At 64.0% G+C, this 23,611-nt stretch carries 21 protein-coding genes; 8 read left to right on the plus strand and 13 right to left on the minus strand.

The genetic code is table 11. From position 1 onward, the window contains the following. Positions 1-97 precede the first annotated feature (97 nt). Positions 98-2,881 carry a bifunctional [glutamate--ammonia ligase]-adenylyl-L-tyrosine phosphorylase/[glutamate--ammonia-ligase] adenylyltransferase gene (gene glnE / locus AC1DSJ_RS25720; RefSeq protein ID WP_441372400.1) on the plus strand — a complete coding sequence of 928 codons (2,784 nt, stop codon included), beginning with the start codon at positions 98-100 and terminating at the stop codon, positions 2,879-2,881. Between the two features lie 50 nt (positions 2,882-2,931). After that, complete coding sequence (locus tag AC1DSJ_RS25725) at positions 2,932-3,606, plus strand: epoxyqueuosine reductase QueH (protein ID WP_054427410.1); 675 nt, start codon at positions 2,932-2,934, stop codon at positions 3,604-3,606. 70 nt (positions 3,607-3,676) lie between these two features. Here the strand turns inward: AC1DSJ_RS25725 and AC1DSJ_RS25730 are convergent, their stop codons facing one another. From AC1DSJ_RS25730 to AC1DSJ_RS25775, 10 genes are all read right to left on the minus strand, one after another. Next, complete coding sequence (locus AC1DSJ_RS25730) at positions 3,677-4,630, minus strand: AraC-like ligand-binding domain-containing protein (protein ID WP_441372401.1); 954 nt, start codon at positions 4,628-4,630, stop codon at positions 3,677-3,679. Between the two features lie 186 nt (positions 4,631-4,816). Next, a complete protein-coding gene (locus AC1DSJ_RS25735) occupies positions 4,817-5,260 on the minus strand; it encodes a cytochrome C (protein WP_441372402.1) in 444 nt (147 codons plus the stop codon). A 164-nt stretch (positions 5,261-5,424) separates the two neighbouring features. Then, positions 5,425-5,964 (minus strand): methylamine dehydrogenase light chain, encoded by a 540-nt coding sequence (locus tag AC1DSJ_RS25740; RefSeq protein ID WP_342066911.1) that lies wholly within the window; start codon positions 5,962-5,964, stop codon positions 5,425-5,427. Then, positions 5,948-6,583, minus strand: a complete 636-nt coding sequence (gene mauD, locus AC1DSJ_RS25745) for a methylamine dehydrogenase accessory protein MauD (protein WP_175169782.1) — start codon at positions 6,581-6,583, stop codon at positions 5,948-5,950. Before mauD ends, AC1DSJ_RS25740 begins: the two co-directional genes overlap by 17 nt. Positions 6,584-6,594: 11 nt before the next feature. Beyond that, entirely contained in the window at positions 6,595-7,146 is a 552-nt protein-coding gene (locus tag AC1DSJ_RS25750; protein ID WP_441372403.1) for a MauE/DoxX family redox-associated membrane protein, read from the minus strand. Next, the gene (locus tag AC1DSJ_RS25755) at positions 7,143-8,336 is read right to left on the minus strand and encodes an amine dehydrogenase large subunit (protein WP_441372404.1); all 1,194 of its coding nucleotides are present in this window, start codon (positions 8,334-8,336) and stop codon (positions 7,143-7,145) included. Before AC1DSJ_RS25755 ends, AC1DSJ_RS25750 begins: the two co-directional genes overlap by 4 nt. Before the next feature lie 31 nt (positions 8,337-8,367). After that, positions 8,368-9,255, minus strand: coding sequence for a transporter (locus AC1DSJ_RS25760; protein ID WP_054427404.1), 888 nt, complete (start codon positions 9,253-9,255; stop codon positions 8,368-8,370). 70 nt (positions 9,256-9,325) lie between these two features. After that, the gene (styD, locus tag AC1DSJ_RS25765; RefSeq protein ID WP_441372405.1) at positions 9,326-10,837 is read right to left on the minus strand and encodes a phenylacetaldehyde dehydrogenase StyD; all 1,512 of its coding nucleotides are present in this window, start codon (positions 10,835-10,837) and stop codon (positions 9,326-9,328) included. A 208-nt stretch (positions 10,838-11,045) separates the two neighbouring features. Further along, a complete protein-coding gene (locus tag AC1DSJ_RS25770) occupies positions 11,046-12,035 on the minus strand; it encodes a quinone oxidoreductase family protein (RefSeq protein WP_441372406.1) in 990 nt (329 codons plus the stop codon). 50 nt (positions 12,036-12,085) lie between these two features. Then, complete coding sequence (locus AC1DSJ_RS25775; RefSeq protein ID WP_054427401.1) at positions 12,086-13,066, minus strand: DMT family transporter; 981 nt, start codon at positions 13,064-13,066, stop codon at positions 12,086-12,088. A gap of 75 nt (positions 13,067-13,141) precedes the next feature. On the opposite strand from AC1DSJ_RS25775, the gene AC1DSJ_RS25780 reads away from it, so the two are divergent. The 5 genes from AC1DSJ_RS25780 to AC1DSJ_RS25800 all read left to right on the plus strand — a co-directional run bounded on the left by AC1DSJ_RS25780 (position 13,142) and on the right by AC1DSJ_RS25800 (position 18,918). Next, positions 13,142-14,038 (plus strand): DMT family transporter, encoded by an 897-nt coding sequence (locus AC1DSJ_RS25780; protein WP_441372407.1) that lies wholly within the window; start codon positions 13,142-13,144, stop codon positions 14,036-14,038. A gap of 31 nt (positions 14,039-14,069) precedes the next feature. Next, positions 14,070-14,576: a MarR family winged helix-turn-helix transcriptional regulator gene (locus tag AC1DSJ_RS25785; protein ID WP_054427399.1), complete on the plus strand. Its 507-nt coding sequence runs from the start codon at positions 14,070-14,072 to the stop codon at positions 14,574-14,576. 106 nt (positions 14,577-14,682) lie between these two features. Beyond that, a complete protein-coding gene (locus AC1DSJ_RS25790) occupies positions 14,683-16,086 on the plus strand; it encodes an efflux transporter outer membrane subunit (RefSeq protein ID WP_054427398.1) in 1,404 nt (467 codons plus the stop codon). A gap of 22 nt (positions 16,087-16,108) precedes the next feature. Next, entirely contained in the window at positions 16,109-17,302 is a 1,194-nt protein-coding gene (locus tag AC1DSJ_RS25795) for an HlyD/EmrA/EmrK family protein (protein WP_175169776.1), read from the plus strand. Next, positions 17,299-18,918, plus strand: a complete 1,620-nt coding sequence (locus tag AC1DSJ_RS25800; RefSeq protein ID WP_254600535.1) for a DHA2 family efflux MFS transporter permease subunit — start codon at positions 17,299-17,301, stop codon at positions 18,916-18,918. Before AC1DSJ_RS25795 ends, AC1DSJ_RS25800 begins: the two co-directional genes overlap by 4 nt. A 36-nt stretch (positions 18,919-18,954) precedes the next feature. On the opposite strand, the gene AC1DSJ_RS25805 is transcribed toward AC1DSJ_RS25800, so the two are convergent. The 3 genes from AC1DSJ_RS25805 to AC1DSJ_RS25815 all read right to left on the minus strand — a co-directional run bounded on the left by AC1DSJ_RS25805 (position 18,955) and on the right by AC1DSJ_RS25815 (position 22,686). Beyond that, positions 18,955-19,941 (minus strand): hypothetical protein, encoded by a 987-nt coding sequence (locus AC1DSJ_RS25805; protein WP_342066915.1) that lies wholly within the window; start codon positions 19,939-19,941, stop codon positions 18,955-18,957. A gap of 35 nt (positions 19,942-19,976) precedes the next feature. Continuing rightward, positions 19,977-21,044 (minus strand): tartrate dehydrogenase, encoded by a 1,068-nt coding sequence (locus AC1DSJ_RS25810; protein ID WP_054427395.1) that lies wholly within the window; start codon positions 21,042-21,044, stop codon positions 19,977-19,979. A 118-nt stretch (positions 21,045-21,162) separates the two neighbouring features. Then, positions 21,163-22,686 (minus strand): helicase HerA-like C-terminal domain-containing protein, encoded by a 1,524-nt coding sequence (locus AC1DSJ_RS25815; protein ID WP_342066916.1) that lies wholly within the window; start codon positions 22,684-22,686, stop codon positions 21,163-21,165. Between the two features lie 160 nt (positions 22,687-22,846). Between AC1DSJ_RS25815 and AC1DSJ_RS25820 the strand changes: the two genes are divergently transcribed. After that, on the plus strand, positions 22,847-23,578 hold the full coding sequence (locus tag AC1DSJ_RS25820; RefSeq protein ID WP_054427393.1) for a YebC/PmpR family DNA-binding transcriptional regulator: 732 nt from the start codon (positions 22,847-22,849) through the stop codon (positions 23,576-23,578). Positions 23,579-23,611 lie beyond the last annotated feature (33 nt).

The raw sequence follows: 23,611 nt of genomic DNA on the forward strand, positions 1-23,611 counted from the left end.
TTGAAACAGACACGGATCGGTGGGCAGGAGAATATGTCTTGCGGTATCGTCCCCACTTATACCTGAAACGCGTCCATTCGTCTGCCGCCCTTACGCCATGTCATCGACTCCTATGCTTGCCCCCGCCCTTGCCTGGTCTGGTCACTTGCGCCGCCGCCTGGATGCCCATCCCGACTTGGCCGCCTGGCTCGAAACGGCGGTGCAGCAACCCGTCACCGCCGAACGTCTGGCGCAATGGCAGGCTGAACTCGCCGGCCCCGATGCGCCTGCGACCCTGCCGGTGGAGACGTGCCGGATGGTGCTGCGCAAGCTGCGCGAGCGCGTCTTCAGCGTGTTGATCGTGCGTGACCTGGGCGGCCAGGCGGATCTGGAAGAAGTGGTGGGCGCAATGACCACGCTGGCGGACATCGCCGTGGCGCAGGCTTACCGCAGCGTGGCGGCGGAACTGGCGGCCGTGCACGGCGTGCCGCGCGACCCCGCCACGGGCAAGCCGCAGGAAATGCTGATCGTCGGCATGGGCAAGCTGGGCGGCTGCGAATTGAACGTGTCGTCCGACATTGACCTGATCATGCTGTACGGCGAGGAAGGCGACACCGATGGCCCGCGCCGCATTAGCCATCACGAATTCTATGGCCGCCTGACCCGGCGCATGATGCCGGTAATTTCCGAAGTGGACGCCAATGGGCAGGTGTTCCGCACGGACCTGCGCCTGCGTCCCGATGGCGATTCGGGCCCGCTCGCCTGGAGCCTGGACGCGCTGGAACACTACCTGATCGGCCAGGGCCGCGAGTGGGAACGGTATGCCTGGCTCAAGGCCCGCCTGATGCCGGCCAAGGCCTTTGAAGACAGCGACAGCAGCACGCAGGCCCGTCAGCTGGAAAGCCTGCGCGTGCCGTTCGTGTATCGCAAGTATTTTGACTTCGACGCGCTGGCTGCCCTGCGCGCCTTGCGCGAGCGCATTCGCCAGGACTGGCAGCGGCGCGCCAGCGCGCGCAACGGGATCGACAGCGCCAACAATATCAAGCTGGGCGATGGCGGCATCCGCGAAATCGAATTCGTGGTGCAGCTGGCGCAGCTGATTCGCGGCGGGCGCATGCCCGCCCTGCAAAAGCGCGGCTTGCTGGAAGCACTGCACGCCGAGCGCCTGGCGGGTCTGGTGCCCGAAGAAGACGCGCGCCGGCTGGAAGAGGCGTACCGCTATCTGCGCCGCACCGAACACGCCTTGCAGTACCGGGAAGACGAACAGACGCACCTGCTGCCCGGCGACCCGGCTCAGCGCGCAGCGTTGGCGGCCGCATTGGGCATGAGCCCGGACGACTTCGAAAGCACGCTGGCCGCCCACCGCAAGTTTGTATCGCAAACGTTCCGCAACGTATTCCGCATGGTCGGCATGGGCGACGCTGAAGACACGTCCACGCCCGCCGACCGCGACGATAGCGCCGACGAGCCCGACCAGGAATGCGAACTGGCCGAACAGATCCGGCAGGCATTCGGCGACGAAGCCCAAGACCTGTTGCGGCGCACCGAGACGTTGCTCGGCAGCCATCGGGTGCGCAGCCTGCCCGAAAGCAGCCGCCGCCGCATGGAAGCCTTGCTGCCTGCGGCCTTGCGCGCCGCCCGCCAGACTTCCGCGCCCATGAACGCGGCGGTTCGGTTGTTTGACCTGATCGAAAAAATCGCCCAACGCAGCGCCTATCTGGCGCTGCTGGCCGAGTACCCCGACACGCTTGCGCGCGTGGCCCGCATGGTCGCCGCCAGCCCCTGGGCCGCGCAATACCTCACGCAACACCCCCTGCTGCTGGACAGCCTGATCGACTGGCGCACGCTATTTCAGCCCTTGGAATTTACGCAGATCGCCCGTCAACTCACGGCAGACCTGGACGCGTGCCGCTTGCCCGATGGCGACCCTGACATCGAACGTCAGATGAATCTGATGCGCGACGTGCAGCGCCAGGCCAGCTTCCAATTGCTGGCGCAGGATCTGGAAGGCGAGCTCACGGTTGAAAAGCTGGCGGACCAACTGTCGGCGCTTGCCGATTTGCTGCTGACGGAAACCATCCGCCGCGCCTGGCCGCTGGTGAACAAGGTAGAAGGCGCCCCGCCCCGATTTGCCGTCATCGCCTACGGCAAGCTGGGCGGCAAGGAACTGGGCTATGCGTCTGACTTGGACCTGGTCTTTCTGTTCGATGATCCGCGTGAAGACGCCGCCGAGGTCTACGCCAAGCTTGGCCGGCGGATGACGTCGTGGCTGTCCACCATGACCTCATCGGGCCGCCTCTATGAAGTGGACCTGCGCTTGCGGCCTGACGGCGATGCCGGGCTGCTGGCCGTCTCCGTTGAAGCCTTCGAGCAATACCAGCACAAGCATGCCTGGGCCTGGGAACATCAAGCATTGACGCGCGCGCGCTTTGCCGCTGGCGACTCCGATGTGGGCGCCCGCTTTGAACAAATCCGTGAGGCCATCCTGGTGCAGCCGCGCGACCCCGCCGCGCTGCGTGAAGAAGTGCTGGCCATGCGCGAAAAGATCAACGCCGGCCATCCCAATACCAGCAAGCAATTCGACCTGAAGCACGACCGGGGCGGCATGGTCGATGTGGAATTCGTGACGCAGTACCTGGTGCTTTGCTATGCCGGGACGCATTCCGTGCTGGTGCGCAACCTGGGCAACATCACGCTACTGCGGCTGGCCAGCGAGGCCGGGCTGATCGCCCCCGAACTGGCGACACGCGCCGCCGACGCGTACCGCGTCCTGCGCCGCGTCCAGCATCAGCTGCGCATGCAGGGCGTTGAGAAGGCGCGGGTCGGGCCGGATGAATTGGTGGCGGAACGCCAGGCCGTCAGCGAACTCTGGGACACCGTGATGGGCCGCGCGCCCGGCTGACGGCAACTCGCGGTAAAATAAGGAGTTTTCCGCCTTTTTGCTTGCAAGCCATGTCTGAACTCGTCCGCCCCAAGCTTGACCTTCCCGCTGGCCGCAGCAAGGTGCTCATGCACTCGTGCTGCGCGCCCTGTTCCGGCGAAGTCATGGAAGCCATGACGGCCTCCGGCATCGACTACGCAATCTACTTCTACAACCCGAACATTCATCCGGTTAAAGAGTACGAAATCCGCAAGCAGGAAAACATCCGCTTCGCCGAACAGCACGGCATTGAATTCATTGATGCCGATTACGACATGGACAACTGGTTCGACCGCGTCAAGGGCATGGAAGACGCCCCCGAACGTGGCGAACGCTGCACGGCCTGCTTCGACATGCGCTTTGAGCGCACCGCGCTGTACGCACACGAACACGGCTTTGACACCATCACCAGCTCGCTCGGCATTTCGCGCTGGAAAGACATGAACCAGATCAACGGCTGCGGCGAACGCGCTGCCGCCCGCTATGACGACCTGGTCTATTGGACGTACAACTGGCGCAAAGGCGGCGGCTCCGCCCGCATGATCGAAATCAGCAAGCGCGAAAACTTCTACCAGCAGGAATATTGCGGCTGCGTCTATTCCCTGCGCGACACCAACCGCCACCGCCGCTCGCAAGGCCGCGACCGCATCCACATCGGTGTGAAGTTCTACGGCAAGGAAGATCTGATCAACGAAGAACTGCTCTGATTCCAGCGCGGTTCAACGCCCCGAGCCTCCCCGGCCGGGGCTAAACCCAGGGCTACACCCGGGGCTTCACTTAGCGCCCCTGGCGCCGATACTCAGACGGCGACGCCCCGAAACGCTTGCGGAACGCATGGCTGAATCGCGCGGCGTCTGAAAAGCCAAAGCGGTAGGCGATATCGCCAATTTGCCGCGCCCCTTGCGCCGCATCACACAAGACATCTTTGCTGCGTTCCAACCGCGCGCTCAGAATGAAATCAGCGGGCGTCGTGGACGCCAGCGCAAACAGGTTGTACAGGTAGCGCCGCGACATCCTGAACGCCGCCGCCGCAGACGCAGGCGACAACGCCGGGTCATGCAGGTTTTCAAGGATGTGCTGCTGAACGCGGCGCAGCTGCGCCTGCTTCACGCCAGCCTGATCCTGCTCGGCCTGCTCGCCCGCCCGTTCGCGGATATCCAGCCCCATCATCTGCAACACCGCGTTGGCCGCATCGCGCGCCGCGCTCTCGGACAAATGGGCGTGTTCGCTCAGCGCCACACGCAGCAGATCCATCGCCATGCGGCCGCAGCCCTGTTGCGCGCTGAAGCGCCGCGCGACCGCATTCTGCATGTGCGGCTGCCAGGTCTCGGTATGCTTGCCCGGCACCTGCATCACCAGAAAATGCGCGCCATCGTCCACATCCACTTCGTAGGGGCGCGTGGTGTCGTAGATGCCCCATTCACCCGGCATCAGCAGCGCCAAGCGATTGGACTGGCGAATCTCGCTACGGCCCGCCAATTGCAGCGTGACTTTGTAGCCGGCTTCCTCGGCGCGGTCAGCCAGCAGCTTGCTGCGGCGTACGCGTTGCGCGCTGCTGCGCAATTCGCTGACGTGCAGCCACCCCAGCGAATCCACCGCCACGCTATTGCGAAAGCGCGTGGGGAACACGGCGGACACCTCCAGGGGCACGAAGGTGTTGCTGATGCTTTCCTGCCAGCTGGCGCAGTCCAGGAAGTGCCTGGGCGCGCTGTGCAAAACGGATGATGACATGGCGACTCCGGCGTCTCGAAACGGCGTGCCTTTGTGCCATGGACAGGCAGTCCTGCGGCACAGCTACAGCGTTGAATGGGATGCTGCCTCTTGGATGCTGCCTCTTTCTAGCACCGCACTTCCCGAGCGAGTATCGGTGACAACCCCTAAGTAGTGGCCGTAAGCGCCCGTCGCCCTCTGTCAGCCCTACGGCTTTCTGTCACTACCGTAATAATAATCAGACAACGTGAACCCCATCGACGTGAGCCGCCGGGCTAAGGCGTGGCGCACGGGCACGACATCGTCGTAGCGGTTGGGCCGTGCCGCCGCGACCTCGGCCTCTGAATACGGCACGAAATCAGCGGGCAACTGCGCGGCGCTGAATTCAGTCAGCACCCAGTTCAGTACCGAAGCCAATTCTGCATTGCTTAATTGGGAATGCGCCGCGCCCGGCACGCGGATCAGGTATTCGCGGCCTTCGGGCAGATGGACAAATGCGCCGACAGACTGGCGGAAATCTGGAATGCCATGCGGGTTGCTGCCTCGGCCATCCAAGCGATGACAGCCGGCGCATTGCAGCACGTAGTCGGGCCGCGCTGTCTGCCGCAAATGGGCAGCGTCGGGCGCGACTGCGGGTGCAGTCTGCTGCAAGCGAGCAGCGTCGGCCGCGACTGCGGGTGCCGTCTGCGGCAAGCGCGCAGCGTCAGCCGCGACCGCGGACGCCCCCTCCGCCGCTATCGCCTGCGTGACACCAAGCAGGATAGCGGCGGCGCACAGCCACCGCCATCCCGTTGCTTGCCGTCTTGCCCCAGACCTCATGGTTTCGGCGCTGCCTTCGGTTGCGATTGCGGCTTGGCCAGCCCCACGATGACAGACGTCGTGCAGTGGAAGATCGACGACTCGTTCGACATGCACCAGTTGATGTCGTTATGCAGGAACATCTGATAGCCCGGACGTTCGCGCTCGGCCGATGCGCACATGCATTTGCCGCACGCCGCTTTGCCGCAGCAATCGTTATAGCTGATGAGGTAGTCCTTGCCGTCCAGCGGGTTGTGGCAAGTGCCCACCCACGACACGGCGGACGGCGATGTGCCGGGCGGGCACGACGTCATGCTGCCGCCGCAGCAGGAACACAGGAAGCCATCCACCGCGCAATAGCGCCAGTAATCGCACGCCGTGTCGTCCATCTGCGGCTTCTTGCCCGCTGCGGGCGCCGAACGCGCAACCGGCAGCACCGGCATCAGAAAAGCTGTGCCGACCAGCAACTTGCCGATGCGGTTCAGCACGCTGCGCCGGGACGTTGCATGCGCGACGGAACGCGTAGCGCGCTCGCCAAGTTTATCCAGCCAATGCATTGCCGCTCTCCTTGCGGGACACTCGGGTCTCGTCCATGCTGCCGGCCAGAAAATCCTGCACCGACGCCACGCCCAGCTCCTTGGCCGTGAACAGGCTTTCCAGCTGCTCACGGGAATTGATCAGCCCCTTGGCGCGCAAGGTGCCGGTTTCGTCCATCAGCACGGCGTAGGGCAGCTTGCTGATCTGGAACTTCATGCCCAGTTCCGCCGACAGCAGATACGGAAAGCGCTCCAGCCCCGCCTGCTTGTAGAACGCCAGGTGTTCGGGCATTTCGCCGTCGCTGGCCAACACGATGCGCAACCACGCGCTTTCCGTGCTGGCCACCGACTTCAGGATAGGCAGCAGCTTCTTGCATACGGGGCACGTGGGCGACAGAAAGAACAGCAGTTGGCTGTGCTGGCCGCGTTCGCCAATCGTGATGCGGCGGCCCAGCAGATCAGGCAGTTCGAAATGCGGCGCGGCGTCCCCCACCGCCGGGCCCTTGTCCATCGTCAGCGCCCCCATCGGCGCCACGCGTTCGTACAGCACGCCAATCTGGCGGGACAGCGCAAGGATGACCAGCACCAGGCACAGCACCACGCCCCACAGCAGAACGTTGGAAATGATCAAGGCATCCATATGAAACTCCTTCAAAGGTTGCGCAGCTTGAGATGCGAGGCCAACAGGTGATTGGCGGTGAAGTACAAGGCCACCGCGGTGGTCGTCAGGCCGAAGACGGCGGCGGCGTCCGCCCATTGCAGAGCGCGCGCCTGCCCGGCGAACACACTTAGCGCCGGCAATGTCCACAACGCCAGTGCGCCGTTGCGCAGCACCAGCCACCACGACAGGCCGGTGCGCGTGGCGCCCGCCGCTGGGCTGGCGGGGCCGCCGCAGCCGCAGTCGATATCGCGATGCCCGCGCGCCAGGTTGTAGACCAGGCCTGCCGTCGCCACGGCCAGCACCCCCAATGCCAGCGCCGCGCCCGCTGCCTGCCAGCCGGGCATCAGCAACAACACGCCTGCGGCAATTTCGGCCAGCACGTAAACACGCGCGAACGCCCCGCTTACGCCCGAAGGCAAAATGCCGTACGCCAACACGGCAGCAGAAAACGCCGCCATGTCCTTCACTTTTTCCAGCGCGCCCAACAACAGCACGCAGGACAGCGCGGCACTAGCGCCATAGAACAGCACGGGATCGTTCATCGCGGGCCTCCCAGTGGTTGCGGCTCAACCTGCAACGCCGTTTCGCCCGCCGCCTGGATCGTGCGCTGAAACACCGGTGCGACAGGCGTGGCGTCAAAGATGCTGACGTTGCCGCCATCAATCGTGAACAGGCGGGGCTTGTCGTCCTGCGAGACCGACATCGACAACGCGCCCTTGCCCGGCACGCGCGCCACCCGCTTGTGCGTGGCCAGGTCATAGACCCAGATTTCGGCGGCGGGCGTCTTGTGCGAGCCTTCCGCGCCATTCGGATGCATGGCCACATACATCCGCTTGGACGCCTGGTTGATGGCCAGCAGGCTGTAGCCGCCAGGCCGCCAGCCGCGGTCTTTGCCGGAGGCGTCCAGCAGTGACCATGGCGCGCCGAAGCTGACTTCCTTGCCGCTGAAATCCGCGCTGTAGACGTTGCCGTTGTAGGACACAAAGTAGAAGGTGTCGCCCAGGTTCTCGGTGTGTATGAAGACCGGGTCCTTTTCCAGCTCGAACATCGGCTTGCTGCGTTGCTGGCCGGAAGGCTTGCCAGCCGCATCCAGATCAATGGTCAGCAGCGCGCCATCGCCGCAGATGGTGGCGAAGCTGCGCGGTCGCGAGGGCAGCGGAATGATGCTCCAGCAGCCCGCGGCCGCCGTCACTTCGTCGGCGAACTGGCGCGTCTTCAGGTCCACCACGGTTACCGAAGTGGCGGGCGTGGCGTTCTGCACAAAGAGCAAACCGCCATCCGTGCTTTGGCGCAGGTAGTTGCGGTAGTTCAAGGCTTGCGCACGCTTTTTCGGAATGGGCACCTCGTATTTGGGCGTCAGCGTCTCGGCGTCCCAGGCTTCGATAAGGTCGGTGCGCTTGCCGCGGTTCAAGCGTTCGTAATAGGTCGTCATGACGTAGATGTCGCGGCCATCGGCGGACACCGTCATGTGGCCGTTGAACGATGTCGGAATCATCCCCAGGTATTTGCCGGAGTCGCCGTCATAGAGGTTGACGCGGCTGTCGACCATATGGTTGAACGACGTGTCCATCACGTACAGCCGATGYGGTGTTGCGGGCGGCAAGCGGGTGCCCCCCTTGAGTTCTTCTATGGGCAAGTCCGCCCAGGCAAGGCCCGTGGCGCTTGCCAAGGCGGCGCACAATGCCCAGCGTCCCGCCCGCAATGCGCGTGATGTGGCTCGAAGCGCAATCATCGATATTCTCCTGATCTCATGATCCGACTCCCTAGAACGCGTAGACGTAGCGCAATTGCACGCCACGCATCCGAGGCCCGTTTTCGACCTTCAGGTCGTGGATGTACTGCATCTGAATCTGGTTGGCGTCGTTGATCTGATGCGTCAGCTCAAGCGCCAGTTGATGATTGCGCGCCCGCGTCGCCACCGTTTCCCCCGATGACGTTTCGCGCCCGCCCGTTTCGTACCGATAGCGGATGCCCGTGTAGGTGTCCGGCGTCAGGTTGGTGGAGGCCAACGCGAAAAAGCGGAACGATGGGTCTTTCTTCAAGGTCTGGCCGTACCAGTCCGTGTTGCGCCCGTAGATTTCAACTTCGGCAATCGCTTCCAGGAACGTGGATTCACCCACGCCCTGGACGAACGAAAAATCCTGGATGGTGGACCAGCGGTTCTTGCCCGGCGACACGTCGGGACGCGAGCCGTCATAGCGCCCAACAGGCGCCACGATGAAAGGCTCCCAGGCGAACCAGGTTTTGGTTTGTTCGTTGTTGTAGAGCCAGATCGCCGAGCCCAGCGTCACGTCGCCAATACCGGTTTGGTGGTCGCCAGGCACGCCGGGCACGTCCAACGAGGTCCGGTACATCGGCACGATGAATTCCAGCTGCACCGTCTTGCCGTAGAAGTCGCGATAGTGCATCTGGCGGTAGACCAGCGCATTCACATCTACGGACGCGCCGTCAACGCGCTTGCCTTCCGAGTACAGCCCCGACGAGCGCAGCCCGGCCAGATAGCCGGCCACGATGTTGGTGCCTACTGGCGCCGGAATCCAGTCGCGCGCGCTGGGGTCGCCCGCCCACGCCGGCTGCGACGTGCCCGCCCAAGCCAGCACCAGCGCTGCGCTTGCGCGTATACGTACGAGGCCACGAGTGTTGCCTGCCATCCCATTCCCCTTGGTCTTGCGAGGGCGCCGCCGCCGGTATGCCCCGGCTTGGTCGGCGCTTATCGCCGTGCTAGTACGCGATGCAAACGGACTTCTTCTCGAGGTACATCTCCAGCACGGCGCGGCCATGTTCGCGGCCGATGCCGGATTGCTTGAACCCGCCGAACGGCAGGTTGGGGTCGAGCATGTTGTGGGTGTTGACCCAGACGGTGCCTGCGTCAATGCGCGGAATCAGGCGTTGCACGCGGGTCAGGTCATTGCTCCAGAGGCTGGCGCCCAGGCCGAACGCGCTGTCGTTGGCCAGCCGCACGGCGTCGTCAAGGGTGTCGAACGGTTGCGCCACGACGACGGGACCGAAGATTTCTTCTTGGGTGATGCGCGCCCCTTGCGGCACATCGGCAAACACGGTGGGCCGCACGAAATACCCGTTGCCGTCGACCGCCGCGCCCCCCGCCAGCACCCGGCCGCCTTCCGCGCGGCCAATGCTGATGTAGTCCATGACGCGCTGCTGATGCCGCGCCGAAATCAGCGGGCCGATCTGCGTGGCCGCGTCAAAGCCGGAACCCAGCGTCATGCTGGCGGCCATGTCGGCCAGCCCCTGCACGACCTTTGCGTACAGGCCCTGCTGCACATACAGGCGCGAACCCGCCGTACACACTTGCCCCTGGTTGAAGAAGATGGCGGCGGCGGCGCCCTGCACGGCACGATCCACATCGCAATCGTCCAGCACAATCACCGGAGACTTGCCGCCTAGTTCCAGCGACACCCGTTTCATGTCATCCATGGCGGCCCGGCCGATCAGCTTGCCGACTTCGGTGGACCCGGTGAAGGCGATTTTGTCGATGCCCGGGTGCGCCACCAGAGCCGCGCCGGCAGTTTCGCCCCGCCCGGTGATCACGTTGACGACGCCGGGTGGAAAGCCGGCTTCCAGCACGAGCTCGGCCAGCCGCAAGGCGGTCAGCGGGGTTTCTTCTGCGGGCTTGAGCACGACGGTGCATCCAGCCGCCAACGCGGGGGCAATCTTCCATACCGCCATCAACAGCGGGAAATTCCAGGGGATGATGGCGGCGACCACGCCCACGGGCTGCGCCAGCGTGTAGGCGCTGTACTGAACGCCCGGCGGAAACGGAATCGATAGCGACAACGTGTCGCCCGTGATCTTGGTGGCCCAACCGGCCATGTAGCGCAGCCATTGCGCGCCCGCCCCCACTTCCAGGCCCTGCGCAATGCCCAGCAGCTTGCCGTTGTTCAGCGTTTCCAGCCGCGCCAATTCGGTGCCGTGCTGTTCGAGCAGATCTGCCAGTTTCAGCAGCAGGCGCTCACGCCCCGCGGGCAACATCTCGCGCCACGGCCCCGATGCGAAAGCGCGGTGCGCGGCCTGCACCGCCAGATCCACTTGCGCAGGCCCGGCATCGGGTTGATGCGCAATGACCTGGCCCGTGGCCGGGTCATAAACGGGAATGGGCTTGCCCTGCTCGTCATGCACCGGCTTGCCGTCGATCAACATGAATTCACGGATCGCGCCCAGTTCGGGACGGTCTGGCGTGACGGCGGCCGGAGCAAACTCGCTTGCTGAAGACATCTGACGCTCCAACGAAAAGGGTGGAGCCAGAATAGCAACGGCGTTTTGCGCTGGCTTGTCGGGCCGTGCATGGGGATTTGTCATTCTGCGCACGGCGGCGCAAAAACAAAAAGGCCAGGCAAGCCGCGTGTGACGCGTATTGCCTGGCCTTGGACTTGTCCGCTTGCGGCCCTGATTCAGGGTTCAAGCGAACAAGCGCCGATGCCGATCAGTCCAGCATCAGCACCGTGGCGCCCGTGGTCTTGCGCGAGGCCAGCGCGGTCTGCGCTTCGCCTGCTTGTTCCAGCGTGTAGCGCTGGTCGATACGGACCTTGATCTTCTTCTTCAGGACCAGGTCAAACACTTCTTCGGAAGCCGCTTGCAGTTTTTCCAGCGTGTTCACGTGCACGCCCAGCGACGGACGCGTGACATACAGGCTGCCCTTCTGGTTCAGCACGGCCAGGTTGACGCCGGCCACCGGGCCAGACGCGTTGCCGAAGCTGACCATCAGGCCGCGCGGCTCGATGCAGTCCAGCGAGGTTTCCCACGTGTCCTTGCCCACGCCGTCATACACCACCGGCACCTTCTTGCCGCCGGTCAGTTCCAGCACGCGCTCGGCCACGTTTTCACGCGAGTAGTCGATGGTTTCCCATGCGCCGTTGGCGCGGGCCAGTTCGGCCTTTTCGGGGCTGGAGACGGTGCCGATCAGCTTCACGCCCAGGGCCTTGGCCCACTGGCAAGCGATCAGGCCCACGCCGCCTGCGGCCGCATGGAACAGAATCGTTTCACCGCCTTGCAGGCGATAGGTCTGACGGAACAGGTATTGCACCGTCAGGCCCTTCAACATCAGCGCGGCGGCTTCGTCGAAACCAATGCCCTTGGGCACCTTGACGACCTGCTGGGCAGGCACGTTGCGGGCCTTGGCGTAGGCGCCGATCGGGCTTTGGCCATAGGCGACGCGGTCGCCCTTCTTCAGGTGTTTGACGCCAGCGCCCACGGCCGTCACCACGCCGGCGGCTTCGAAGCCCAGGCCATGCGGCAGCGGATGGGGATACAAGCCCGTGCGGAAATAGATATCGATGAAATTCAGGCCGGCGGCGTGCTGCTCGATCGTGACTTCATTGGCGGCGGGCGGCGGAACTTCCACCTCGACCAGCTTCAGGACTTCGGGACCACCGTGCTGCTCGATACGAATTGCCTTGACGAGATTGCTGGCCATGCTGGCCTCCTTTCATTGAAATTAATGCGAACCATCGGGAAAATCGGGCGTCACCGCGGCGGCGTTCCGGCCTCGCGCGTGGGCGCGGGTGCGGGTTTGGGGCCGCCGCCCATCAATGCGAATACGCCGGTCAACACCAGCGCGGTTCCCGCCATCTGCCACACCGTGATGGGCTCGTTCAGGAACCACGACGCCAGGAATAGCACTGACACCGGCCCCATCATGCCCAGCAGCGACGCCGTGGGCGCGCCGATCAACGACACCGCCCACATCAGCATGAAGACCGGCACGACCGTATTCAGCGTGGCGTGGATCACGGAATATCCGTAAACCCCCATCGGCTGGATCAGCATCGACGGAGGGTGAATCACGAAAAACTGGATGATGCAGGCCACGCACGACACGAGCATGGCGTAAGCCACCAACCGCGTCGGCCCCACCCGCTTGATCAGTTCGCCGGAACAAATCAGGTACACAGAATAGCTTGCCGCCGAACCAAAAACGAACAAAGACCCTAACAGCACCTCGCCGCCCCCGCCAAAGGACAGGTCGTGGGCAAACACCAGCACCACGCCCGCGTAAGACAGCACCATGGCCATCCATTGGCGGCGTTCAACCGGGCGCTTGAACCAGAACGCGGACAGCAGCACGACAAGCGACGGCGACAGGAACAGGATCAGCCGTTCCAGGCTGGCCGTGATGTAGCGCAGCCCCAGAAAGTCCAGGAAGCTCGACAGGTAATAACCCAGCAGGCCCAGCACGATGACCTGGGCGCGTTCCTTATTGGTCATCACCACGATTTCGCCGCGCGCGGCCCGGCGCGACTGATGCCAGGCCACCGCGGCGAAGAACGGCATGGCGAACAGCATGCGAAAGGCGATGAGCGTCACCGCGTCGATGCCGTAGCGATAGGTGAATTTGACGACGATCGCTTTCGCTGAAAACAGCACCGCGCCAAGCGTCGCCATGAGGATTCCGGCCGCGCGGCCGGACGGGAGCGAGAGCGGCAAAAGCTTGGCGATACGATTCATGCGATGATTTTAAATTCAGTGCAATCCGATTTGCACGCTCAAACTACGCTTTTTGGCATCCACCGCCCCCCTCGCATGACCCGACAACGCGCTCTGACCTCTATACATATTGCCGCCGTGCTGTTCGGCCTGACCGGCGTTTTCGGGGAGTTGATACAAGCCAGCGCCGCCGTCATCACGCTGGGCCGGGCCGTCTTCGCGGTGATTTCGCTGGGGATATTCGCCCGCCTGCGCCGCCAGCCCCTGATGGGCGTGCTGACGCCCGCACAACTGTTCGTGCTGGTGATCGCCGGTGCGCTGCTCGCGGCGCACTGGGTCACCTTCTTCATTTCGGTCAAAGTGGGCGGCATCGCGATCGCTACCTTGGGCTTTGCCAGCTTCCCGGCCTTCATCACGCTATTTGAGGGCCTGCTGTTCCGCGAGCGCATCCGCGCGGCGGAATGGATGTTGTTGGGTCTGGTCACCGCCGGTCTGGTGCTGGTTACGCCATCATTCGACTTCGCGGACCAGGGCACTATCGGCCTGGCCTGGGGCCTGCTTTCCGGGCTGACCTTCGCGTTATTGGCGCTGAGCAACCGCCGCTCGGCCTCGGGCATGGACCCGATGCAGGTCGCCTGCTGGCAGAACGTGGTGGTGGCGCTGGTCATGGTGCCGTTCGCCGTGGGCCAGTTGCCCGCCCTGCCGGCGGTCGATTGGTTCTGGCTGGCCTTGCTGGGCGTGTTCTGCACAGGCCTGTCGCACTACCTGTTTGTCTCCAGCCTGACGCAGTTGAACGCGCGCAGCGCAGGGCTGGTGATTGCGCTGGAACCGGTCTACGCCATCGCCTTTGCCTGGATGCTGTTCAGCCAGCAGCCCACGCCGCGCATGATTGCGGGCGCCGTGCTGATCGTGGCCGCCATCGTTTTGTCGGGGTTGCGCAAGAGCCCAACGGCCGACGCCGACGCGGAAGCCATCGCAAAATCACAGCCTTGACAATAACTGACTAGGCAGTAAAATTCGGCGCATGAATGCCGAAACTTCCCCGCCGTCGTCAGAAACTCCCGTCCATTACCGCAGTGATAACCGCTGCATGGCGGAAGACAACGCTGGTTATTTGATCAAGCTGGCCTATCACTCCCTGACCCGGATGCTGGACCAGGAAATGGCCCCGCTTGGCCTGACCGCCATGCAGTGGCGCCCCCTGGCCATGGTCTATCTGGGCCGCGCCGATACGCCCGCCGAACTGGCGCGCTTGAACGACATGGACACCGGCGCCATGACCCGCGCGCTGGATCGGTTAGAGGCTAAAGGTCTGCTGCGCCGTAACCGCAGCCAGCAAGACCGCCGCGTCGTGAAGATCGAACTGACCGAACTCGGCGAAGCCATGGCGCGTGAAATCCCCCCCAATATCGCCCGTTCGCTCAACCACCATCTGCGTGGTTTCACGGCGGACGAAGTCACCCAGCTGATGCATTTCATGCGTCGCATGATCGCCAACGGTTCCGCTTCCGGCTCGGCTCCCGAACGCTGACGACGATCTTCCCACCTGCCCTCCCCCCGTGCCTGGGGGTTTTATTTGGCATAATATTTGCCTAGGCAAATACAGATTAATCAATTACTTTCAGCAAACAGTCAGGATGAAACGCCTTCTTTCTACCGTATTGGTGCTGGCCCTGAGCGGTTGCGCACTGATGGAGCCCGGCTCCGAGCCCGTTGCTGCGCTGGATGCGGCCAAGCTGGGGCTGACGGGCCACGACACGGCCTGGCCCGAGACGCAATGGTGGCAGCGCTACGGCGACAGCCAGCTCAATGCGCTGATGGACGAAGCGCTGGCCAACAGCCCGTCCATGAGCGCTGCACAGGCCCGCCTGGCCAAGGCCAACGCCGCCGTCAGCACCGCACGCGCCCCGCTGATGCCGCGCGTGGATGCCGATTACACGTTGACCCGCGAACACCTTTCCTCGGACTACATCTACCCCGCGCCGTTGGGCGGCTCCGTCGTCAGCGACAACCGGCTGGCGCTGGATTTCAGCTACGAGCTTGATTTCTGGGGCAAGAACCGGTCGCGCCTGCAATCGGCGGTGTCCGAACGCGAAGCCGCTACCGCCGATGCGCAAGCCGCCCGCAACATGCTGGCCAGCGCCACCGTCCGCGCCTACCTGAACCTGCAAAATGCCTTCGCCCAGCGCGACGTGCTCAAGCGCGTGATCGCGCAGCGCGCCGACGTGCTGTCGTTGACGCAAGGGCGTTACAGCGCCGGCCTGGATACGCAGGTGGAAGTGAAGCAGGCGGAATCGTCGCTGGCTGCCGGCCGCGTGGAACTGACCCAGACCGAGACGACGCTGGCGCAATTGCGCAACCAGGTCGCCGCGCTGACAGGCGCAGGCCCGCAACGGGGCCAATCGCTGGTTGCCGTGGACCTGACCGCCCCCGCTGGCGTGGTGCCCACCGACATTCCGCTGGACCTGCTGGGCCACCGCCCCGACGTCGTCGCCTCGCGCTGGCGCGCCGAAGCGGCCCGTAGCGCCATTGACACCGCCAAGGCCGAGTTCTATCCCAACGTGAACCTGACCGCGTTCGCCGGCTTCCAGGCCTTGGGCACGGGCAATCTGCTGGGCGCCGCCGCGCGCACCGCAGGTTTCGGCCCGGCCATCACGTTGCCGATCTTCCATGGCGGCGAGCTCAACGCCAATCTGGCCGGCCGCCGCGCCGACGCCGACCTGGCCGTGTCTGACTACAACCAGGCAGTGCTGGACGCCGTGCATCAAGTGGCCGACGCGCTGGACGGCCTGCGTTTGCTGGACCAGGAACGCGCCCAACAGCGCCAGGCACGTGAAGCCATCGAGGCCGCCTACGACCTGGCGGTCAACCGCTACAAGGCCGGCTTGGGCAACTACATCACCGTGCTCATCGCGCAAACCGGCGTGCTGACCCAAGCCCGCCTGGATACCGACCTGCGCATCCGCGCTTATCAGCTCGACGCCAACCTGGCCAACGCGCTGGGCGGCGGCTACGCCCCCGCCACGACCTCCATTCATTGAACGATCCCCGGATTCAGACGTCATGAACGCTGCCACCCCCACCACCAACCCCGCCCGCAAACGCCTGATGCTGCTGGCGACCGGCGTCTTCATTCTGGTCGCCATCGCCTACGGCATCTGGTGGCTCTTGTTTGGCGCCCACTTTGAAAGCACCGACGACGCCTACGTGCACGGCAATCTTGTGCAGATCACGCCGCAAGTGCCGGGCACCGTTGTCGCCATCGAAGCCGACGACACCGAAACCGTCACCGCCGGCCAGCCGCTGATACGGCTGGACTCTGCCGACACCGACATCGCGCTGCAACAGGCCCAGGCCAAACTGGCGCAGATGGTGCGCCAGGTTCGTACGTATTACGTCCAGAACGACGCGCTGGCCGCCGATGTCGACCTGCGCAACGCCGACATCTTGCGCGCGCAGGCTGAACTGACCCGCGCGCAAAGCGACGTCAGCCGCCGCCAGCAATTGGCGAAATCCGGTGGCGTCAGCGGTGAAGAAATTCTCCACGCCGAAGCCGCTTTGAAGTCCGCGCAATCTGGTCTGGCGCAAGCCAAGGCCGCCCTGGCCGCTTCGCGCGCCAAGCTGGCGACCAACCAGGCGCTGACGCAAGGCACGACAGTGGCCAATCACCCTGACGTGCTGCAAGCCGCAGCCGGCCTGCGCAACGCGTGGCTGGCGCAGTCGCGCACGGTACTTCCCGCGCCGGTAAGCGGTGTCATCGCCCGCCGCAGCGCGCAGGTGGGCCAACGCGTCGCCCCCGGCAATGCGCTGATGACGGTGGTGCCGCTGGATCAGGTGTGGGTGGAAGCCAACTTCAAGGAAGGCCAGCTGCGCAAGATGCGCATTGGCCAGCCGGTGAAGATGGTGGCCGACCTGTACGGCAGCTCGGTGACTTATCACGGCAAGATCTCCGGCCTGGACGCCGGCACCGGCAGCGCCTTCGCCCTGCTGCCCGCTCAGAACGCCACCGGCAACTGGATCAAGGTGGTGCAGCGCGTACCCGTGCGCATCACGCTGGACCCCGAAGACCTGAAGTCGCACCCGCTGCGCGTGGGCTTGTCGATGGACGTGGAAGTCGACGTCGGCCAACAAGAAGGCGAACCGCTGACGCAAGCCGTGCGCAATGAGCCGGCATGGTCGACGCGCGCCTTCGACCCGGCGCACGGCGAAGTCGACACCATGATCAACAAGATCATCGAAGACAACCTGGCATCATGAGCACGACCGCCCAGCCCGCGGGCGCAGGCGCGCCCCCCGCCGAACCCGCCCGCCCGCCGGGCACTTATCCGCCGCTGGAAGGCGCGACCCGCATCATCGGGTCCATCGCCCTGTCCACGGCGGTGTTCATGAACGTGCTGGACACCTCGATCGCGAACGTGTCCATTCCCACCATCTCGGGCGATCTTGGCGTCAGTTCCAGCCAAGGCACCTGGGTGATCACGTCGTTCGCCGTCGCCAACGCCATCACGGTGCCGTTGACCGGCTGGCTGACGCAGCGCTTCGGGCAGGTCCGGCTATTCCTGATCTCGACCCTGCTGTTCGTGCTGGCCTCGTGGCTGTGCGGTTTTTCGCCATCACTGGAAGCGTTGATCGCCTTCCGCGTGCTGCAAGGCGCGGTGGCCGGCCCGATGATCCCGCTGTCGCAAACGCTGATGCTGGCCAGCTTCCCGAAGTCCAAGGCGGGCATGGCGCTGGCGGTCTGGTCCATGACCACACTGGTCGCGCCCGTGGCCGGGCCTTTGCTGGGCGGCTGGATTTCCGACAACTACACCTGGCCGTGGATCTTCTACATCAACGTGCCGGTCGGCCTGCTGGCGGCCTGGATCAGCTGGCGCATCTACGGCAACCGCGAATCGATGACCCGCAAGCTGCCCATCGACAAGCTGGGCCTGGTGTTGCTGGTGGTGTGGGTGGGCGCGCTGCAGATCATGCTGGACAAGGGCAAAGAGCTGGACTGGTTTGCCAGCCCGACCATCATTGCGCTGGCCGCCACGGCTTTTGTAGCCTTCGTCTTCTTCCTGATCTGGGAACTGACCGATGCCCACCCCGTTGTGGACTTGCGCCTGTTCAAGATACGTAACTTCACGGTGGGCGCGCTGACATTGGCGGTGGCCTACGGCGTGTTCTTCGGAAACGTGGTGCTGTTGCCCCTGTGGCTGCAAAGCAATATGGGCTACACCGCCACCTACGCCGGCCTGGTGACGGCGCCCGTGGGCTTGTTGGCGATTTTGCTGACGCCGCTGGTGGGCAAGATGCTGGCCACGCGTGACCCGCGCCAGATTGTGACGGTAGCGTTCCTGATCTTCGCGCTGGTCTGCTTCATGCGGTCGGGTTTCAACACCCAGACGGATGTGCGCACGCTGATGCTGCCGACCATCATCCAGGGCGCGGCCATGGCGGCGTTCTTCGTGCCGCTGACATCGATCACGCTGTCCAGCATTGAGCCCTGGCGCATCCCGGCGGCCTCGGGCCTGTCGAACTTCCTGCGGCTGACCGCAGGCGCATTCGGCACGTCCATCGCGACCACGCTGTGGGAAAACCGCGCCACCATGCACCACGCCCAACTGACCGAGATCGCCAAGCCTGGCCAGCAGGCGTTCGACCAGACCATGAACACGCTGCAAAACGGCATGGGCCTGTCGCACCAGCAAGCGCTGACGATGGTGGACGGGCTGGTCAACGCGCAGGCGTTCACGATGTCCGCCGTGGACGTGTTCTACGCTTCGGCGATCATCTTCCTGATGCTGACGGGGTTGGTGTGGTTTGCGCGCCCACGGTCAACGAAGGCGGGCGCGGGGGGCGGTGCGGCCGAAGCGGCGGCGGGCGCGCATTAAGGCGCGGAACGATGCTTCAAAAAAAAGAGCGCCTTGTCAGGCGCTCTTTTCATTGGCCACGCTGTCTTTAAGCAGCGCATGCCAATCCATGCGTTCGATGATGTCAGCCGACAAGGCGCTGACGGGCGACAAATTGAATACCGACAAGCCGCGCGCGCGCCATTGTGCTGACGCAAACCGGAACGACGGTTCAATCAGGTGGGCGAACTTCCGCGCCAGACGGCTCGTCTGAGGGTTCGCGCCTTCGTCGTAGAAGCGCAGGCCATGCTGCACGGTCAGGTCAAGCCCATGCACGTACACCTGGCGCGCGCCGCTGGACATCAGCACCTGCAACGCGGCATAGGCCACCGTGTCGGCGTCGAACACGCCCAGCGAGGCGTCAAAGCTATAACCCAGGCCTTGCTTGGCGTCCAGCAATTGCACGTCAGGCGTGGCGGCGGCAATCCGCTTGAGCATGGCGGGCGCGGAAGTACGCTGATAGGCGCGCTCGGAGATCAGTTCGATGACGCAGATGCGGCAGCGGATCTGATCCTGGGGAATGCCTTGCATGATGTAGCGCAGCACTTCGGGGAACACGTACAGCGTCAGGTCGCGGCTGACGATTTCGCGTACGAGCTCGATGCGATCCCGCACGAAATTTTGGTCGATGATGCAGTAATACTTGAACTTCAGGTCGAACTTGCGAGCCAGCGCAATGGCGCCATTGACGCCCATTGCCGCACCAATTTCCAGCTGATCGTAGGGAATCTCGGCGACCGAAGGGCCGCTCAGGATCAGATGCACGGTTTCATCGGCGGGGTCGTACCCTTGCGCCAGCGGGGTGATGGGCAGCGAGCGGCCAAAGGCCCGGAAACCGCAAATCGCCCCGGACCGGTCCCGCCAGATGCGCACGAAAGGCCACAGATGCTGGTTGTGACGTTGCGTGCGGGATCGCAGCAGGCGGAACAGCTTGCGTACGAATCGGTCGGCCCGGCCGCCGCCCACATGGGCGGCGGCGGAAGAAGGAACGATTGAGTTTTCCATCTACTAGCCAGATTGGCCGTACTCGCTAAATGCGCTTAACCCGCAGAAATCAGCGACGCAATCGCGTTGCCAACGTCGACAGTCGACGCGTTGCCTTTCATGTCCCGGGTGCGCGGGCCATCGGCCAACACGGTTTCGATCGCCTTGACCACAGCGGCCGACGCTTCCGGGTACCCCAGAAAATCAAGCATCAGTGCGCCGCTCCAGATCTGCCCGATCGGGTTGGCGATGCCCTTGCCATAAATGTCCGGCGCCGAACCGTGCACCGGTTCGAACAGTGACGGGAACTTGCGCTCGGGGTTCAGGTTTGCCGACGGAGCAATGCCAATCGTTCCCGTGCAGGCCGGACCCAGATCGGAAAGGATGTCGCCGAACAAGTTGGAAGCCACGACCACGTCGAACCAGTCAGGATGTTGCACGAAATGCGCGCACAAGATATCGATGTGGTATTTGTCCCAGCGAACGTCCGGATAGTTCCCGGCCATATCGGCCACGCGCTCGTCCCACCACGGCATCGAAATGGAAATGCCGTTGGATTTGGTGGCGGCGGTCAGGTGCTTGCCGCGCTTCTGGGCCAGTTCAAACGCGAACTTCAGCACACGATCCGCGCCAATGCGCGTAAATACGCTTTCCTGAATGACGACTTCGCGCTCCGTCCCTTCGAACAGGCGGCCGCCGCTATTGGAGTATTCGCCTTCCGTGTTTTCGCGGACGATGAAGAAATCAATGTCGCCCGGCTTGCGGTCTGCGAGCGGCGACGGTACGCCGGGCATCAGGCGCACTGGCCGCAAATTGATGTATTGGTCAAATTCGCGACGGAATTTGAACAGCGAACCCCACAGCGCTTCGTGATCCGGCACCGTGGCGGGCCAGCCGATCGAACCGAAGAAAATCGCCTCATGCTGACCGATCTGCGCCTTCCAGTCGTCCGGCATCATCTTGCCGTGCTGGGCGTAATAGTCGCAGCTCCAATCGAAATGATCCCACTGGAATTCGATGCCGAAGCGCGTCGCCACGGCATCCAGCACCTTCAACCCTTCCGGCACGACCTCTTTGCCAATACCGTCTCCTGGAATCACCGCTATCTTGTGTTTCTTAGCCACCACGTTTCCTTAATTTTCCTTTGATAGAACGCCCAGAATCATAGGCATAAACCGCCGCAGCGCAACACCCCCGTTACAAATCGACGGGGCTTATTCTGCTGACGATTACGCGGGACGTTCAGCGGCGGCCCTTCGACCCCAGCAATGAACCCAGCAAGCCGCGCGTGAGCTCCCGCGCAATCGAGCGGACGGTGCTCTTGGCCATGGTCTGCACCACGCCGTCGCGCTTGCCGCCTCGTGGCCCGGTCGAGCCGAACAGGACGTCGTTCAGGCTGTCCATCAGGCCGCCGCCGGACTCCTCGGCGGGCGCCGGAGCGCCACCGGGCTGCGCCGGCGCCTTGGCGCCCGGCTGCCCCACCGGCACCGCAGCGCGCCCGGCCAGGACTTCATAGGCCGAATCGCGGTCAATGGCTTTTTCGTACTTCGCGGCCATCGGGCTGCCCTGGCGCAAGACCTGGCGTTCCGCATCGGTGGCCGGGCCGATCCGGCTGGCGGGCGGCACGATGTACGCGCGTTCGGTCGGCATCGGGCGGCCCTTGGCGTCCAGCAGGGATACCAGCGCCTCGCCCACACCCAGTTCGGTGATGGCGGCTTCGATATCCAGCCCCGGATTGGGGCGCATCGTCTGGGCGGCCGTTTTCACGGCCTTCTGGTCGCGCGGCGTAAAGGCCCGCAAGGCGTGCTGGACGCGGTTGCCCAACTGGCCCAGCACGGTATCGGGAATATCAAGCGGATTCTGCGTGACGAAGTAAACGCCCACGCCCTTGGAACGCACCAGGCGCACGACCTGCTCGATCTTTGTCAGCAGCGCCGCCGGGGCGTCGTTGAACAGCAGATGGGCTTCGTCGAAGAAAAAGACCAGCTTGGGCTGATCCATGTCGCCCACTTCCGGCAGCTTTTCATACAGATCAGCCAGCAGCCAGAGCAGAAAGATGGCGTACAGGCGCGGGGCCTGCATCAGCTTGTCGGCAGCCAGTACGTTGACCATGCCCCGGCCCTGGGCGTCCGTGCGCATCAGGTCGGCCACGTCCAGCATCGGTTCGCCGAAGAATTTTTCCGCGCCTTGGGACTCCAGCGCCAACAAGCCGCGCTGGATGGCGCCGACGCTGGCGGACGACACGTTGCCATAGCGGGTTTTGAGTTCGGCCGAGCGATCCGCCACGTTCTGAAGCATGGCGCGCAAGTCTTTCAAATCCAGCAGCAGTTGGCCTTCATCGTCGGCCACCTTGAATACCAGCGTCAGTACGCCTTCCTGCGTGTCATTCAATTCCAGGATGCGGGACAGCAAGAGCGGCCCCATATCCGTAATGGTGGCGCGCACGGGTAAGCCCTGCTCGCCGAACACGTCCCACAGGGTGACGGGGCTGGCGCCCCAGACCGGTTCCGACAGGCCCAGGCTCTTTAACCGCTCGCTCAGCTTGGGGCTGGCCGCCCCCGCCTGGGAAATGCCGGTCAGGTCGCCTTTGACGTCGGCCATGAATACCGGCGTGCCGATCCGGGAAAAAGACTCCGCCAGCACTTGCAGCGTGACGGTTTTGCCGGTGCCCGTGGCGCCGGTGATGCATCCGTGGCGGTTGGCCAGCGCAGGCAGCAGCGCCAACTCGGTCTGCGCGTTCTTGGCGATGACGATGGGGTTGGGCATGTGCAGCACTCCGGACCAGGGATCAAAAAGATGCCCAAGTGTAGAGCTTGCCGCGCGCCTTGTGCGCGTGGCAATAAGGACACAGGCAAGACAGCGCCGGGCGCGCAGGCCGCCGTCACGGTAAAATGCCTTCTTTGCAGACAATTTATCCTGGGAAGCCATGGCCGGACACAGCAAATGGGCCAATATTCAGCACCGCAAAGGGCGTCAAGACGCCAAGCGCGGAAAGCTCTGGACCAAGATCATTCGTGAAATTACCGTGGCGGCGCGCGCCGGCGGCCCCGACCCGGACAGCAATCCGCGCTTGCGCATGGCCTGGGACAAGGCCACTGACGCCAACATGCCCAAGGACAACATCCAGCGCGCCATCCAGCGTGGCGCGGGCGGCGCAGACGGCGACGCCTACGAGGAAGTCCGCTACGAAGGCTACGGCATCGGCGGCGCGGCAGTCATCGTCGACTGCATGACCGACAATCGCACCCGCACCGTGGCGGAAGTGCGCCACGCCTTCGCCAAGAACGGCGGCAACCTGGGCCAGGAAGGCTCGGTGGCCTTCATGTTCAAGCACTGCGGCCAATTCGTGTTCGCCCCCGGCACGCCCGAAGACAAGGTCATGGAAGCCGCACTCGACGCGGGCGCCGAAGACGTCACGACTGACGACGAAGGCGTGATCGAAGTCGTTTGCGCGCCGGCCGATTACGCCGCGGTTCGCAAGGCGTTCGACGACGCTGGCTTGAAGGCCGAAGTGGATGGCATCGTCATGAAGGCCCTGAACGAAACCGAGCTGGCCGGCGAAGACGCCATCAAGATGCAGAAACTGCTCGACGCCCTGGAAGGCCTGGACGACGTGCAGGAAGTCTATACCACTGTCATTTTCGACGAAGCGCAGTAAATCCCACCGTCCTGGCCGGGCGGCATCCGCCGT

It is taken from the genome of Achromobacter sp. 01N37 (assembly GCF_056399725.1).

Coding starts and splice junctions, on each gene's coding strand:
- glnE (WP_441372400.1), top strand. CDS start 98: ATGTCATCGACTCCTATGCTTGCCCCCGCCCTTGCCTGGTCTGGTCAC.
- AC1DSJ_RS25725 (WP_054427410.1), top strand. CDS start 2,932: ATGTCTGAACTCGTCCGCCCCAAGCTTGACCTTCCCGCTGGCCGCAGC.
- AC1DSJ_RS25730 (WP_441372401.1), bottom strand. CDS start 4,630: ATGTCATCATCCGTTTTGCACAGCGCGCCCAGGCACTTCCTGGACTGC.
- AC1DSJ_RS25740 (WP_342066911.1), bottom strand. CDS start 5,964: ATGCATTGGCTGGATAAACTTGGCGAGCGCGCTACGCGTTCCGTCGCG.
- mauD (WP_175169782.1), bottom strand. CDS start 6,583: ATGGATGCCTTGATCATTTCCAACGTTCTGCTGTGGGGCGTGGTGCTG.
- AC1DSJ_RS25750 (WP_441372403.1), bottom strand. CDS start 7,146: ATGAACGATCCCGTGCTGTTCTATGGCGCTAGTGCCGCGCTGTCCTGC.
- AC1DSJ_RS25760 (WP_054427404.1), bottom strand. CDS start 9,255: ATGGCAGGCAACACTCGTGGCCTCGTACGTATACGCGCAAGCGCAGCG.
- styD (WP_441372405.1), bottom strand. CDS start 10,837: ATGTCTTCAGCAAGCGAGTTTGCTCCGGCCGCCGTCACGCCAGACCGT.
- AC1DSJ_RS25770 (WP_441372406.1), bottom strand. CDS start 12,035: ATGGCCAGCAATCTCGTCAAGGCAATTCGTATCGAGCAGCACGGTGGT.
- AC1DSJ_RS25775 (WP_054427401.1), bottom strand. CDS start 13,066: ATGAATCGTATCGCCAAGCTTTTGCCGCTCTCGCTCCCGTCCGGCCGC.
- AC1DSJ_RS25780 (WP_441372407.1), top strand. CDS start 13,142: ATGACCCGACAACGCGCTCTGACCTCTATACATATTGCCGCCGTGCTG.
- AC1DSJ_RS25785 (WP_054427399.1), top strand. CDS start 14,070: ATGAATGCCGAAACTTCCCCGCCGTCGTCAGAAACTCCCGTCCATTAC.
- AC1DSJ_RS25790 (WP_054427398.1), top strand. CDS start 14,683: ATGAAACGCCTTCTTTCTACCGTATTGGTGCTGGCCCTGAGCGGTTGC.
- AC1DSJ_RS25795 (WP_175169776.1), top strand. CDS start 16,109: ATGAACGCTGCCACCCCCACCACCAACCCCGCCCGCAAACGCCTGATG.
- AC1DSJ_RS25800 (WP_254600535.1), top strand. CDS start 17,299: ATGAGCACGACCGCCCAGCCCGCGGGCGCAGGCGCGCCCCCCGCCGAA.
- AC1DSJ_RS25805 (WP_342066915.1), bottom strand. CDS start 19,941: ATGGAAAACTCAATCGTTCCTTCTTCCGCCGCCGCCCATGTGGGCGGC.
- AC1DSJ_RS25815 (WP_342066916.1), bottom strand. CDS start 22,686: ATGCCCAACCCCATCGTCATCGCCAAGAACGCGCAGACCGAGTTGGCG.
- AC1DSJ_RS25820 (WP_054427393.1), top strand. CDS start 22,847: ATGGCCGGACACAGCAAATGGGCCAATATTCAGCACCGCAAAGGGCGT.